Raw genomic sequence first — 12,748 nt, 5'->3', positions numbered from 1 at the left:
GATGCAGGAGTACAACGACAAGCGAGTGTTCACCGGCGGCCGCCGCACCATGCTGATCATGAACAAGGTCGTCGCGGGGCTCGCGAAGGTCGGCATCAGCCTGATGGGCAGCCGGGTCCTCTCGGTCCGGGGCCGCAAGTCCGGCGAGTGGCGCAGCGTCCCCGTCAACCTGCTCACCGTCGACGGCGAGCGCTACCTGGTCGCCCCGCGCGGCCACGTCCAGTGGGTCCGCAACCTCCGCGCGAATACCGAAGGCCGGCTCGCCATCGGCCGCCGGGTGGAGGTCTTCCGCGCCGAAGAACTCGCCGACCCCGCCAAGCCCGAGATCCTCCGCGCCTACCTCAAGAAGTGGGCCTGGGAAGTAGGCGCCTTCTTCGGCGACGACGTCCGCGCCGACTCCCCCACCGAAACCCTCCTCCACGTAGCCCCCGGCTTCCCCGTCTTCAAAATCCACACGGTCTGAGTACTCCGCCCCACGTCGCTCCTACGTCGCGGCTCGAAGTTGGTCACCGCTTGGCCGGCCCGCTCGTGGAACCGGCCCTCGATCTGGGGTGCGAGAACATCCCGGCTCCAGCCGCGCTCGACCGAAGCCGCGGCGTACCAGAGGCGGAGGTCGGCATCGTCGAGTTTCTGCAACAGAGCGAGATGGTGGTACCAGGGCAATTCTGCAAGCGGCGCTTGCAGAATTGTGCGACTCGGCCAGGCAGAGGCAAACGAACGCATGTAGCGAAGGTTCCGAGGTGAGTAGCCCTTGGCGCCGGGAAACCGCGACTTGAGGTCCGTCGACAATCGATCGATGACGCTGCTGCCCCGTCCCTCCTCGTGTTGCCGGCCCAAGGTCTCCTGACCGATGCCCCAGTAGCTCCTGATCAGTTCGGTGTTGGCTGCCGAGACGGCTCTGCGGTGGCCGGCTGAGATGTGCGCGGAGACCCGGTCCAGGAGATCCGGGTACCAGGCGGGGCAGCCTGGGGCAGATTGTCGAGCTTGCCTGCGAAGATGGCTGGATGATCAGTGCGGAGGAGTTGACGGCGGCGCCCAAGGTTTTGTTGCACGATCATCTGGATGGTGGGTTGCGGCCGGGGACGATCGTGGAGTTGGCGGCGGAGATCGGGCACAAGTTGCCGCGACAGGATGCCGGGGAGTTGGGGCTGTGGTTCGTGGAGTCGGCGGATTCCGGGTCGCTGGAGCGGTACCTGGAGACGTTCGACCACACCGTCGCGGTGATGCAGAACGCCGAGGCGATCACCCGCGTGGCCAGTGAGTGCGTCCAGGACCTGGCGGCCGATGGAGTCGTGTACGCCGAGATCCGGTACGCGCCCGAGCAGCACCTCACCCGCGGACTGAGTCTCGAGCAGGTGGTGGACGCGGTTCGCGAGGGATTCGAGCACGGGATGGCGAACGCCGAGCGCCCGATCGTCGCGAGGCAGTTGCTGACCGCGATGCGCCACCGGGCCCGTTCGATGGAGATCGCCCAGCTTGCCGTCGCCTACCGCGACGTGGGGGTCGTCGGCTTCGACATCGCCGGCGCCGAGGCCGGTTACCCGCCCACCCGGCACCTCGACGCCTTCGAGTACCTCCAGCGCGAGAACGCCCACTTCACCATCCACGCCGGCGAGGCGTTCGGGCTCCCCTCCATCTGGCAGGCGATCCAGTGGTGCGGCGCTGACCGCCTCGGCCACGGTGTGCGGATCATCGACGACATCACGTACGACGAGTCCGTCGATCTCCAGCACCTGGACGGAAAGGTCGAGCTCGGCCGGCTCGCGGCGTACGTGCGGGACCGGCGGATCCCGCTGGAGATGTGCCCGAGCAGCAACCTGCAGACCGGCGCCGCCGACTCGATCGCGCAGCACCCGATCGGCCTGCTCGCCAAGCTGAAGTTCCGCGTCACGGTGAACACGGACAACCGGCTGATGAGCGGTACGTCGATGAGCCGTGAGCTGGCGTTGCTCGCCGAGGCCTTCGACTACGGCCTGAGCGATTTCCGCTGGTTCGCGATCAACGCGATGAAGTCCGCGTTCCTCCCGTTCGACGAACGCCTCGCGATCATCGAGAACACCATCAAGCCCTGGTACGCCGAAGCGCTGTCCCGCTGAGCCGAGGTCTGACAACCGTTAATCGGTCGCAGGGCGGGGTTCCCGGCCGGATGATGGCCGTGATGACTACCTCCACGAAATCGGTCCGCTTCGTCGAGCTGACCAGTACTGCGATGCGCGCGTTGCTCGCCGACGATCTTGCGGCCGCGCGGGCGGAGACCGGGTACGAGCTCGGTGACGCCTTCCTGACGGATGCCGCCAAGTGGCTCTGGCAGTACCGCGTCGACCAGATGGCCGCGGATCCCACCAGCGTCGGCTGGCTCGTCAAGCTCGTGCTCTCCGACCCGGGCGTCGTCGGCTACGCCGGGTTCCACGGACCACCCGACGCGGCCGGGATGGTGGAGATCGGCTACACCGTCGACCCGCAGTACCGGCGGCAGGGCTACGCGCGGGCGATCGTCGCCGCGCTGCTGGAACTCGCCGCCAGCAAGCCCGAGGTACACACCGTCCGGGCGTCGATCAGTCCCACGAACGCGGCCTCGCTCGCCACCATCGCCGGCTTCGGCTTCCTGGAGGCCGGCGAGCAGTGGGACGAGGAAGACGGCCTGGAACTCCTCTTCGAACGCCCTGTCTGACCGGTTCCACCGGTTTCACGCCGAATACTTGACATCGGATACACGGAAGCTAATACTCGATTTCGAGTAACCGAGATCGAGAAGGTGGGCTGCAGTGGTCAAGCGCAAGGTGGCGAACCCGCTGGCGTTCGCCGTGCTGGGCAGTCTCGCCGAGCGGCCGATGCACCCGTACGAGATCTCCACGATGCTCAAGAGTCGCGGCAAGGACCTGAGCATCAAGCTCAACTACGGCTCGCTCTACTCGGTCGTGGCGGCGCTCGAGAAGCATGGTTTCATCGAGGCGGTCGAGACCCTGCGCGACGGCAATCGCCCGGAGCGGACCGTGTACGACATCACCGAGGCCGGCCGGCTGGAGTTCCAGGACTGGCTGACCGAGCTGCTCGGCACGCCGGAGAAGGAGTTCAGCCAGCTGGAGGCCGGGCTCGCGTATCTGCCGGCCTTCCCGCCGGACCGGGTGGTCGAGCTGCTGGACCAGCGGATAACCGCGCTCGAGGCAGAGATCGCGGAGGTCGAGGGCGCGCACGCCTCGATGGAGGCGATCAAGTTCCCCCGCGTCTTCTGGGTCGAGTCCGAGCTCCGGCTGGCGTTGCTGAAGACGCAGGCCGACTTCGTTCGCCAACTGGCGAAGGAGATCCGCTCGGACGAGCTCGAAGGCAGTGTGTTCTGGCGCAAGGGCTACGAGCTGGTGGAGACGCTGGGGATCAAGCCCGCCGACCTGTTCAAGGATCCGGTCAAGTACTTCGGGGAGGAGTTCACCTGGATGCAGGCCATGCCTCCCGAAGCAGGCGCACCAGAACCAAAGTAAGGACGGCCCCCGACCAAGGTGCGGCAACACCCGGGTCAAGGGCCGCAGTTCCTCGAGTCGGTCCCGAAGGACCTGGCACCCAAGGCGCAACCATCAGGATAGCCAGGCCGCCGTGGATCGACTCCTCACCCATCAAGAGGAGTCACATCACATGCCATCAACCAGTCATACCCTCGAGGCGTCCGACCTGGTCAAGACCTATCCCGACGGGCGGAAGAAGCCGCCACTGCGGGCTCTCGACGGACTCACCTTCGCCGTACCGGAGGGCGTCGTACTAGGTCTGCTCGGTCCGAACGGCGCCGGCAAGTCGACCACCGTGAAGATCCTGACCACCTTGTCCCGGGCGGACTCCGGTACTGCGCGGGTCGCCGGGTTCGACGTGGTCCGACAGCAGAACGACGTCCGGCTCGCGATCGGGTACGTGCCGCAGAAGTCCAGCTCCGATCCGATGGCCACAGGCGTCGAGAACCTCGTCCTGAGCGGGCGGATCTACGGCCTGTCGCGGCAAGAGGCCGTACGGCGGTCCGCCGAGCTGCTCGAGCGGTTCGACCTGACCGAGGCGGGTGGTCGCCAGGTTCGCACCTACTCGGGTGGAATGCAGCGCAAGCTGGACGTCGCCCTGGGCCTGGTCCACCGGCCGCGGGTGCTCTTCCTGGACGAACCGACCACCGGACTCGATCCCGAGGCCCGCGCGGATCTGTGGAACGAGGTCGAGCGGCTCTCCGGCAACGAAGGTCTGACCGTGCTCCTGACCACGCACTATCTGGAAGAGGCGGACCGCCTCGCCGACCAGCTGGCCATCGTCGACCACGGCCAGGTCGTTGCCGAGGGCACACCGGAGTCGCTGAAGGCCGAGCTCCGTGGTGATTCCGTCCAGGTCGAGCTCGTCGACGCCGATGTCGACGGCAACGTTCGCCGGCTGCTCGGCCACCTGCCTGGCATCGGGGAGATAGTTGTCGACGGCAACACCTTGCGAGCCCGAGTGGATCGCGGCGCCACGGCGGTGCCCGCAGTACTGGGAGCCCTTGAGGAGAAGGCGATTCCAGTCACTGCGGTGACGGTTTCGCGGCCGTCGCTGGACGACGTCTACCTGCAGTACACGGGTCGCTCGTTCCGGGCGGCCGAGAACACAGCCGGACAGGTTGAGGGGAGGGCCGCCTGATGGCCACGATCACCGCGAACCCCGCAAGGACTACCGGAACCGCCCGCCGGGGTGGGTTGGTCAGTCAGACGGGATACATCACCGGGCGCTGGCTGCGGGCGCAGTACAGGTCGCCTGCTCTGATCGCCTTCACGTTGGTGCAACCGGCGATCTGGTTGTTGCTGTTCGGCCAGCTGTTCAAGGGCGTGGTGGCTCTCCCGGGCTTCGGCGACTCGTCGTACATCGCGTTCCTGACGCCGGGCATCGTGATGATGACCGCGCTGATGACGAGCGGCTGGGCCGGCACCACCTTCATCGCCGACATGGAGCGCGGTGTGATGGACCGGATGCTGACCTCGCCGGTCCGCCGGGGTGCGCTGATGGCGGGTCAGCTGATCAGCAACGGAACCACCACCGTGATCCAGACCATCATCGTGTTCGCGATCGGCATCGCCGCCGGCGCCCGGTACGACGGGGGCGTGGTCGGCTACCTGGTCACGATCGTGGCGTCGATGCTGGTCGGCACGGCGTTCGGGTCGCTCTCGAACGCGGTCGCCCTGCTGACCCGTCAGCAGGAGGCCCTGATCGGGATCTTCCAGTTCGTCTCGCTGCCGCTCACGTTCCTGTCCTCGATCATGCTGGACCTGGAACTGGCCCCCCACTGGGTCCAGGTGGCCGCCCGCTACAACCCGGTCGACTGGGCCGCCGTAGCCGCCCGCGAAGCCCTCTCAGCCGACCCGGACTGGTCCTCAGTAACCCGCCACGGCGTCTACCTGACCGCCTTCACCCTGATAGTCGGCTATCTCTCAACCCGAGCCTTCCGCACCTACCAACGCTCGGTCTGAACCCCGAAAGCCCTCCCGCCGCTCCGGGAGGGTTCTTCGAGGTAGCAGACCGTGGGCAAGGATGTGTACGCTTGACACAGCCCAGGCAATAGCCGCGGGAAGTGAACCCGGGAGCCGTCCGGACGGTCGGTCGCCCGGGTTTCGCGTGTCTACGGGCCGACATCACGGACGTCGAGCAGTCCTTGCCCACAGCGCCGCTTCCAGTCCCCACCCCTCCCGACGGCCCACGCCATGATGTCCGGCAACCACAGCAACGGTTCACTCGCCGGAGCCGAGTGAAGATAGGTCAACCGGTGTCCGGCCGGGCGATCGCTCAACACCTCGCGGATCACCTGGTTGTCCTGATGGTCCTGGTCGCAGGATTCGACAACCATCCGGCCTACAGCGAACTTCTCCAGCAGATCCGGCACCATCGTTCTGAAGCACTCGTCCTGCGCCCGGCGCTCCGACCGTCCGTTGAGCACAGCACGATAGACGAGCGTCTGGGCGTCGAGCTGTGAGACGGCGCTCAGGATCTCCCGCCGGCGCCCGTCGCTCTCGTGCTTCATGTGCACTCTGCGCTGACCCGGCTTGCAAAGGGTGCGCAGAGTACGGCGGATCGCGGTCACGTCGGCAGGCAGGATCACCACCGCACAGAGCAGATAGCCACTCCGGGATGACTCGTCGACGTAGGCATGGGAAGCCATGATCGGCCAACAATAGAAGGGAAATCAAGGCTTACCAAAACCCCTGGAAGCTGTCGCGTCAGGCTAACGGTTTCACCCAGCGGGTCCAGTTGTCTTGGGGGCTGTAGCCGGCGGCGGTCCAGGTCGGGTGGGCGTCGGTGTTGACGTCGAGAACCATGGCGTCGGCTCGGGTGCCGCCGTAGGTGGTGAACCGGGTTTCGGCCAGGGAGACGAGGGTTCGGGCGATGCCGCGGCGGCGGTGGGTGGGGGCGACGCCGAGGCGGTAGAGGTGGCAGCGCCAGCCGTCCCAGCCGACGATGATCGAGCCGACGATCGCCTCGTCGTGGACAGCGAGGATCAACGCCGACGGGTCCCGCGCGATCAGGCGCAGGACGGCTTCAGGCGAGTCCGGTGGGCGGTGTGAGTCCTCCGCTGCTGTCGCCCAGAACGTCATCACGGCATCCGCGTCGGCCGGTACTGCGAACCGGTAGCTGAGGCCGTCATCGGATCCCATCAGCTGGTGGTTTGGAAGGTTCGGCGGTAGTCCTGGGGTGGGACGCCGACTACTCGGCGGAAGTGGTGGCGGAGGAGGGCGGCGGTGCCGAAGCCGGCCTCGGACGCGATCTGCTCGATGCCGAGTTTCGTCTGCTCCAGCAGGGTTCTGGCGTGCAGGACGCGCTGGGTGGTGACCCATTTCAACGGGGTCGTGCCGGTCTCGGCGACGAACCGGCGGGCGAAGGTGCGGTCCGACATCCGCGCGCGCCGGGCGAGGTCCGGGACGGTGTGCTCGACGGTGAGGTTGCCGACCATCCAGTCGAGCACCGGCTGCAGGCTCTCGCCGGACGACTCGGGCACGGGCACCTCGACGTACTGCCGCTGGCCGCCGTCGCGCTGTGGCGGGACCACCATCCGGCGGGCGATCCGGGTCGCCACGGCGCTGCCGAGCTCCCGGCGTACCAGGTGCAGGCAGGCGTCGATGCCCGCGGCGGTGCCGGCGCTGGTGATGATGTTGCCGTCGTCGACGAAGAGCACGTCCGCGTCCAGCCGGGCCAGGGGGAACTGCTCGCGGAACTTGTCCGCGTAGCGCCAGTGAGTCGCGCAGCAGCGCCCGTCGAGGAGCCCGGCGGCGCCCAGTACGAAGGCGCCCGAGCAGACCGTCAGCAGGATCGCGCCGCGCTCGGAGGCCTTGCGGAGCGCGGAGAGGATGCGTTCGTCGTACTCGCCGCGCCAGGTGGTGGCCGGCAGCGCGACCAGGTCGGCGTCCTCCAGCTCCTCCAGCCCGTACGGCGCGATCACCGCGGAGTGGCTGCTGGTTCGCAGCGGCTCACCCGGGCGGGTCGAACACACCTTGAAGTCGAACGGCGGCACACCGTCGTCGGTCCGGTCGATGCCGAACACCTCCGACAGCACTCCGAACTCGAACACGGCGACGTCCTCCATCAGGACGACAGCAATCTTCCGCAGCATGCGAACCAGTATGGCAGGAATTAGTGGAAGGATGTCAATAGTGCCAATTGTGGCGGGATCTAGTTGATAGCATAGTTACTGCCATGACCGGAATCATCGTCCTCGCAGTACTCGCGCTGGTCGTGATCGCGGCCCTCGAAAGCAGCAACAGGAAGCACGCAACCGGGCTCGGACACGGGCCCGAAGGCGCCTGGGTTGCCGACGATCGCGATCTCGCCAGGTCCAAGCTCGACTTGCTCGCCCTTGGTGGCGCAGCCGAGCCCTTCTCCCACAAGCCCGCTACCACCCCCGGCAGCGTCGTCAACATCCACCGGGCCCGCATCCTCCAGCACCACAGCCGCCACGCGGCCTGATCCACCCCCCTGAGCCGGCGGAAGGACCACTTCCGCCGGCTTTCCGCTACTTTGCGAGCGCTACCGCAGGCTCTCGGCGGCGTGCTGGGCGGGGAAGATAGAGCTCGGCTGCTCCCGCAGTCAGGGCCACCGACAGCAGGAGGAAGCCGCCGTACATCGTTGCGGGGTTGACCGATGCCGGCTCCTGCTGATTGAGAATCCACAGCAGGAGTACTCCGCAGGCGACCGCCGCGGCACCGATCACCTTGCACCAGATCTGCCGGAGATGAAGCAGGCCGCCCAACAGGAACGCGGGCAGGAAGACAATCCCCGGGCCCGCGAAGACGAACAACCAGCACAAACCGAGCAGTCGCCACGAGCGGGACCGGCCGGCCCGGCGGGCGCCGTACAGGAATCCGAGCGCCGCACCGCAGACGGCAGTCGAGCCGAGGATCATGCCCGTCCCGGTCCAGCTGAACTCCGGATCGGTGGAGATCAGCCGCATCCACACCCGAGCCGCTGCTCCCCACATCAGCCCGAGCGCGAAGCCTGCGCCGGTAGCGCGCGGGATGCTCACCATTCCACCGGCAGGCAGGCGAGCCGTGGACCGGCGGCGCCCTGCGGATCAGTGGGTTCCTGGTGGATCACGATCGCCCGCCGGCCCGGCAGCGGCGCGAACGGCACCTGGGTGAGCGCAAACCCGGTCCCAGCCCGGGTTGCGGTGAAGTCGAGCCATACCTCCGTGGTCGCGTCGACCCGCGGTGGGACGCGCCCGGCCACAGTGTCCGCGTTGTAGTGCGGCCCGGCCGCGGCGCCGTCACCGGTCACACAAGGCCCCACGTGAAGGTGAGCGCCGAAGTCCCGCCCGGCCACCGATCGGTCGATTCCGCGGACCTGGAGAACGACCAGGCTGCGACCGTTGTGCTGAACCATCACGAGCGCGGCCCTGGCGTGATCGAAAGGTCCGGCCGCACCGGGCTGGAGATCGCGGAGATTGCCGTGGGCACTCACCACGCGGGTCGTGCCGTGGCCGGGATGGGCTTCGGCTGTGGCCGGCATGAAGACGGCGGTAGCCAGGAGGACCGCTGTTCCTCCTGCGGCGGCGAGCTTCGTTGTTGTCATGACTCCCCCAATCGGGTCCATGCTGGGTGCACGGATCACTGCAACAGACGGGTCTGGACGCGGCCTGGGTGACAAGGAAAAGAAGATCTCCGCGCTGTCACCCGGCTGGTGGTTTCGCTCGTCCGTCAAGGTGATGGGGGCTATGGATGCGGCTGCGGAACTGTCCGGTGCCGGCGTACGGCGGGACGCCGACGCGCTGGTCGTCGCGCTGTTCCGGGCCGAGGGCGCGCGGCTGGTCCAGCTCGCCCGGTGGTTCGTCGACGACCGCACGGCCGCTGAGGACCTGGTGCAGGAGGCATTCCTGCGGCTGGCCCGCAACCAGCACCGGATCAACGACCCGGACCGGGCCGCGGCGTACCTGCGCTCGATCGTGATCAACCTGGCCCGCGACCACAACCGGCGTGGTCTGGTCTCCCTGCGGCACCGGCCACCCGCCGAGGTGGACGACCGCTCCGCCGAGGACCACGTGGCCGACGGGGAGAGCCGCCGCGAGGTGATCGAGGCGTTGCGCGGTCTGCCGCGGCGGCAACGCGACTGCGTCGTCCTGCGGTACTACGTCGAGCTGCCCGTCGCGGAGATCGCGGCGACCCTCGGCCTGTCCCCGAACTCGGTGAAGACTCACTTGCAACGCGGCCTGAGGTCGCTCAAGGCGGAACTGGAGGAACCCCGATGACAAGACATCCGCCCGCCGGCGACCTGCCGTCCAGCGACCCGACACCGGTGGAGCGCCGACTGCTCGAGGCACTCGGGCCGGGACAACCCCGCAGTACCTCGCCTGATCTGTTCGACCGGGTGCTCGGAAGCATCGCCGACGACCGGATCCGTCGGCGGCGGAACCGGCGCGGGGTACTGGCGGCGGTCGCCGGTCTTTTGTTGCTCACCGCAATCGTTTTGTTGCTCACTCCGACGAAGAACGGACATCTGCTGATGGACTGGTGGGTTCTCGAGCTGATCACCACGGGCCTGCTGATCGGACTCGCGCTCTGGCTCGGGCCGTTCATCAAACGCTTCGGCCGGGCCTATGCGGCCGACGTCTTCCACGACAACCCGCAGACCGGCAAGAGCTACATCGTGCTGACCGACATCGTCTACTACCTGATCTTCACGGCGTACATCCTGTTCACGGTCAGCTTCGAGCCGCGGCCGTTCTGGGGGCTGAGCGTGCTGCCGCGGCAGGTGTCCTTCGAAGCCGCCCGGCTCGGCGGCATCCTGCTGATCATCGGGGTGCTGCACGGCCTCAACATCGTCCTGATGCCGGTCCTCGGCCGCCTGTTCTCGCTCAACCGGAAACTCTCGGGCCACTAGCCGGTGGATCTTCGGTCGGATCGGAGGGTGACCATCTGGCGTTGAAAGGTAGATGCTCCGGGCGAAGCGCCTGATCGACAGCTCGAGGAAATCCCCGCGCGGTGTTGGCCGGTGTGTGTCAGAGTCGCTTCGTGGATGACTATCGCGTGCTGAATCGGGCGAGCTGGGACGAGCGGGTTCCGGCGCATGCCGCGTCGCCCGACTACATGCTCGAGCGGTTCGTGGACGATCCGGATTTCCTCAGCGGTGTGGTGCGGTTCGACGTACCGCGACTCGGGGACATTTCCGGACTGCGCGGTGTCCACCTGCAGTGCCACATCGGCACGGACACCGTCTCGCTCGCGCGGCTCGGGGCGCGGATGAGCGGGCTGGACTTCTCGACGCCGGCGATCGAGCAGGCGCAGGGATTCGCCGACCGGCTCGGGCTCGAGGTCGACTTCCACCAGGCAGACGTGTACGACGCCGTCGAGGTGCTGGGCGGCGCGTCGTACGACCTGGTGTTCACCGGGATCGGTGCGATCGGCTGGCTGCCGAGCATCGAGCGCTGGGCGAACACGGTCGCCGGATTGCTCAAGCCGGGCGGCCGCCTCTTCATCCGCGAGGGTCATCCGATGCTCTGGGCGCTGGAAGGCTCGAAGCATCCGGGGCTGATCACCCTCGGCTATCCGTACTTCGAGACCGAGGAACCCATGGTCTGGGACGAGGGCGGCACGTACGTCGCGACGGACGTCGAGTTCCAGCACAACGTCACGCACGAGTGGAACCATGGCCTCGCGGAGATCATGAACGCGCTGATGACCGCGGGCATGGAGATCACCGCGTTCGAGGAGCACGACAGCGTCCCCTGGGAAGCACTCCCGGGTCACATGACCCTCGACCCTGAATCAGGCGAGTGGCGCCTCACCGAGCACCCCGAGCGACTGCCCGCCAGCTACACCCTCCAGGCCCGCCGCCGCTGACCACCCAGCACAAGCCGCACCCCGTACGACGTACGCGGTGCGGCCGAGTGTGGAGGCTAGTGCGCGTTCCGGCGCTGCTGGACCTTCTGGAACATCTCCTTGGCCTTGCGCTGGTTCTCCGGCTTGCTCAGTTCGCGCTGCGCGACCTGCACCAGCTTGGCGACCACAGCGCCCTTGACCAGTGTCTTCACGAAACCCATCGGGGGCCTCCTTCTCTACTTCCTACGAAGGTAGCGGTACCCGCAACCATTCCCTATGGGTGATCCTCCTGGCTTCCCCCTGTTTCCCAGCCCCACAGCCCGAGTCAGGCTCGTGATCGCAGGGAGCTGAGTACTTTTCCGGGAAATGTCCCTGTGTTGTGGGCACAATGGGTGGGTGCCTGAGTTGCCGGAGGTTGAGTCGCTGGCGGGGTTCCTGCGGGAGCGTGCCGTTGAGCGGGCTTTCGTGCGGGCGGACATCACCGCGATCAGCGCGTTGAAGACGTATGACCCGCCGATCTCGTCGCTGGTGGGGTTGCTGATCGACGACGTGCAGCGGCGCGGGAAGTTCCTGGACATCTCGGCGCAGGGGATCCACCTCGTGATCCATCTGGCGCGGGCCGGGTGGTTGCGGTGGCGGGAGGAGCAGTCGACCGGGCTGGTCCGGCCGGGCAAGGGGCCGATCGCGCTGCGGGTGGTGCTGGACGACGGGTCCGGGTTCGACCTGACCGAGGCGGGCACGCAGAAGAAGCTCGCCGTGTACGTCGTTCGCGACCCCGCGGAGGTTCCCGGCATCGCGCGGCTCGGGCCCGATCCGTTCAGCCTGTCGCTCGAGGACTTCGGCGGCATCCTGAAGCGGGAGGGCCGGGTCCAGCTGAAGGGCGTACTGCGGAACCAGTCGGTGATCGCCGGCATCGGCAACGCGTACTCCGACGAGATCCTGCACGTCGCGAAGATGAGCCCGTTCAAGCCGGCCTCGAACCTGACCTCGGACGAGCTCCAGCAGTTGTACGACGCGATGCAGGAGACGCTCCGCGACGCCGTCACCAGGTCGGCTGGCCTCGCGGTACAGGACCTGAAGTCGGAGAAGAAGAGCGGGATGCGGGTGCACGGCCGCAAGGGGCTGAAGTGCCCGATCTGCGGCGACATCGTCCGCGAGGTGAGCTTCGCGGACTCGTCCCTGCAGTACTGCGCGACCTGCCAGACAGGCGGCAAGCCACTCGCCGACCGCCGCCTCTCCAAGCTGCTCAAGTAGTCAGCCGGTGTGACAGAGAGGCCGGGCGACGCCCCGCGTCGAGGTTCACGGTGAGCTCCGGCTCCCTGGCGCTCGTGGGGATCTCGACCACGACTGCGCGCCAGGCGAGACCGGCTCGACCGTCAGAGCGACCACCCGCGCCGCGAGATACGCCGTCGGCCTCGCGGGATCCGCGAGCACGTCCTCTCCGGCCGGCGAGTCCT

At 67.5% G+C, this 12,748-nt stretch carries 17 protein-coding genes and 1 pseudogene; 11 read left to right on the top strand and 7 right to left on the bottom strand.

Going from position 1 to position 12,748, the window contains the following annotated elements; translation table 11 throughout:
- Window position 1 precedes the first annotated feature (1 nt).
- A complete protein-coding gene (locus EV644_RS09695) occupies window positions 2-463 on the top strand; it encodes a nitroreductase family deazaflavin-dependent oxidoreductase (protein ID WP_132190061.1) in 462 nt (153 codons plus the stop codon).
- Window positions 464-534: 71 nt separating this feature from the next.
- Here the strand turns inward: EV644_RS09695 and EV644_RS47715 are convergent.
- Window positions 535-918, bottom strand: a pseudogene (locus EV644_RS47715) (DUF1016 N-terminal domain-containing protein); the annotation flags it as partial.
- Window positions 919-1,004: 86 nt separating this feature from the next.
- Between EV644_RS47715 and EV644_RS09685 the strand changes: the two are divergent.
- The 5 genes from EV644_RS09685 to EV644_RS09665 all read left to right on the top strand — a co-directional run bounded on the left by EV644_RS09685 (window position 1,005) and on the right by EV644_RS09665 (window position 5,462).
- Complete coding sequence (locus EV644_RS09685; RefSeq protein ID WP_132190062.1) at window positions 1,005-2,096, top strand: adenosine deaminase; 1,092 nt, start codon at window positions 1,005-1,007, stop codon at window positions 2,094-2,096.
- Between the two features lie 62 nt (window positions 2,097-2,158).
- Window positions 2,159-2,671, top strand: a complete 513-nt coding sequence (locus tag EV644_RS09680; RefSeq protein ID WP_199239720.1) for a GNAT family N-acetyltransferase — start codon at window positions 2,159-2,161, stop codon at window positions 2,669-2,671.
- Window positions 2,672-2,765: 94 nt separating this feature from the next.
- A complete protein-coding gene (locus EV644_RS09675) occupies window positions 2,766-3,476 on the top strand; it encodes a PadR family transcriptional regulator (protein WP_132190063.1) in 711 nt (236 codons plus the stop codon).
- A gap of 151 nt (window positions 3,477-3,627) precedes the next feature.
- Window positions 3,628-4,638 (top strand): ATP-binding cassette domain-containing protein, encoded by a 1,011-nt coding sequence (locus EV644_RS09670; protein ID WP_132190064.1) that lies wholly within the window; start codon window positions 3,628-3,630, stop codon window positions 4,636-4,638.
- Window positions 4,638-5,462: an ABC transporter permease gene (locus EV644_RS09665; protein ID WP_132190065.1), complete on the top strand. Its 825-nt coding sequence runs from the start codon at window positions 4,638-4,640 to the stop codon at window positions 5,460-5,462. The genes EV644_RS09670 and EV644_RS09665 overlap by 1 nt, the downstream gene beginning before the upstream one ends.
- Before the next feature lie 149 nt (window positions 5,463-5,611).
- Here EV644_RS09665 and EV644_RS09660 read toward each other — a convergent pair whose 3' ends face one another.
- From EV644_RS09660 to EV644_RS09650, 3 genes are read right to left on the bottom strand one after another with little or no spacing between them, the layout of a single operon-like run.
- Window positions 5,612-6,148, bottom strand: coding sequence for a hypothetical protein (locus EV644_RS09660; RefSeq protein WP_132190066.1), 537 nt, complete (start codon window positions 6,146-6,148; stop codon window positions 5,612-5,614).
- Window positions 6,149-6,206: 58 nt separating this feature from the next.
- Window positions 6,207-6,641 (bottom strand): GNAT family N-acetyltransferase, encoded by a 435-nt coding sequence (locus EV644_RS09655; RefSeq protein ID WP_132190067.1) that lies wholly within the window; start codon window positions 6,639-6,641, stop codon window positions 6,207-6,209.
- Window positions 6,641-7,594 (bottom strand): GlxA family transcriptional regulator, encoded by a 954-nt coding sequence (locus EV644_RS09650; protein ID WP_132190068.1) that lies wholly within the window; start codon window positions 7,592-7,594, stop codon window positions 6,641-6,643. Before EV644_RS09650 ends, EV644_RS09655 begins: the two co-directional genes overlap by 1 nt.
- A gap of 83 nt (window positions 7,595-7,677) precedes the next feature.
- On the opposite strand from EV644_RS09650, the gene EV644_RS09645 reads away from it, so the two are divergent.
- Window positions 7,678-7,947, top strand: a complete 270-nt coding sequence (locus tag EV644_RS09645) for a hypothetical protein (RefSeq protein ID WP_132190069.1) — start codon at window positions 7,678-7,680, stop codon at window positions 7,945-7,947.
- 46 nt (window positions 7,948-7,993) lie between these two features.
- Here EV644_RS09645 and EV644_RS09640 read toward each other — a convergent pair whose 3' ends face one another.
- Both EV644_RS09640 and EV644_RS09635 read right to left on the bottom strand, forming a co-directional pair.
- On the bottom strand, window positions 7,994-8,506 hold the full coding sequence (locus EV644_RS09640; RefSeq protein WP_132190070.1) for a hypothetical protein: 513 nt from the start codon (window positions 8,504-8,506) through the stop codon (window positions 7,994-7,996).
- The gene (locus EV644_RS09635; RefSeq protein ID WP_158292777.1) at window positions 8,500-9,048 is read right to left on the bottom strand and encodes a superoxide dismutase family protein; all 549 of its coding nucleotides are present in this window, start codon (window positions 9,046-9,048) and stop codon (window positions 8,500-8,502) included. Before EV644_RS09635 ends, EV644_RS09640 begins: the two co-directional genes overlap by 7 nt.
- A 142-nt stretch (window positions 9,049-9,190) precedes the next feature.
- Here EV644_RS09635 and EV644_RS09630 point away from each other — a divergent pair, with 142 nt between their 5' ends.
- The 3 genes from EV644_RS09630 (at window position 9,191) to EV644_RS09620 (ending at window position 11,312) form a co-directional block, all read left to right on the top strand.
- Window positions 9,191-9,721, top strand: a complete 531-nt coding sequence (locus EV644_RS09630) for an RNA polymerase sigma factor (protein ID WP_132190072.1) — start codon at window positions 9,191-9,193, stop codon at window positions 9,719-9,721.
- Window positions 9,718-10,353 (top strand): hypothetical protein, encoded by a 636-nt coding sequence (locus tag EV644_RS09625; protein ID WP_132190073.1) that lies wholly within the window; start codon window positions 9,718-9,720, stop codon window positions 10,351-10,353. The genes EV644_RS09630 and EV644_RS09625 overlap by 4 nt, the downstream gene beginning before the upstream one ends.
- A 131-nt stretch (window positions 10,354-10,484) precedes the next feature.
- Window positions 10,485-11,312 (top strand): class I SAM-dependent methyltransferase, encoded by an 828-nt coding sequence (locus tag EV644_RS09620; RefSeq protein ID WP_132190074.1) that lies wholly within the window; start codon window positions 10,485-10,487, stop codon window positions 11,310-11,312.
- 56 nt (window positions 11,313-11,368) lie between these two features.
- Here EV644_RS09620 and EV644_RS45225 read toward each other — a convergent pair whose 3' ends face one another.
- Window positions 11,369-11,512 (bottom strand): hypothetical protein, encoded by a 144-nt coding sequence (locus EV644_RS45225; protein WP_199234685.1) that lies wholly within the window; start codon window positions 11,510-11,512, stop codon window positions 11,369-11,371.
- 175 nt (window positions 11,513-11,687) lie between these two features.
- Here EV644_RS45225 and EV644_RS09615 point away from each other — a divergent pair, with 175 nt between their 5' ends.
- The gene (locus tag EV644_RS09615; RefSeq protein ID WP_132190075.1) at window positions 11,688-12,545 is read left to right on the top strand and encodes a DNA-formamidopyrimidine glycosylase family protein; all 858 of its coding nucleotides are present in this window, start codon (window positions 11,688-11,690) and stop codon (window positions 12,543-12,545) included.
- The last annotated feature ends 203 nt before the right edge of the window (window positions 12,546-12,748 follow it).

The organism is Kribbella orskensis, assembly GCF_004342085.1.
GTDB classification, from domain to species: Bacteria; Actinomycetota; Actinomycetes; order Propionibacteriales; family Kribbellaceae; genus Kribbella; species Kribbella orskensis.
This window is presented reverse-complemented; position numbering and strand designations above follow the sequence as displayed.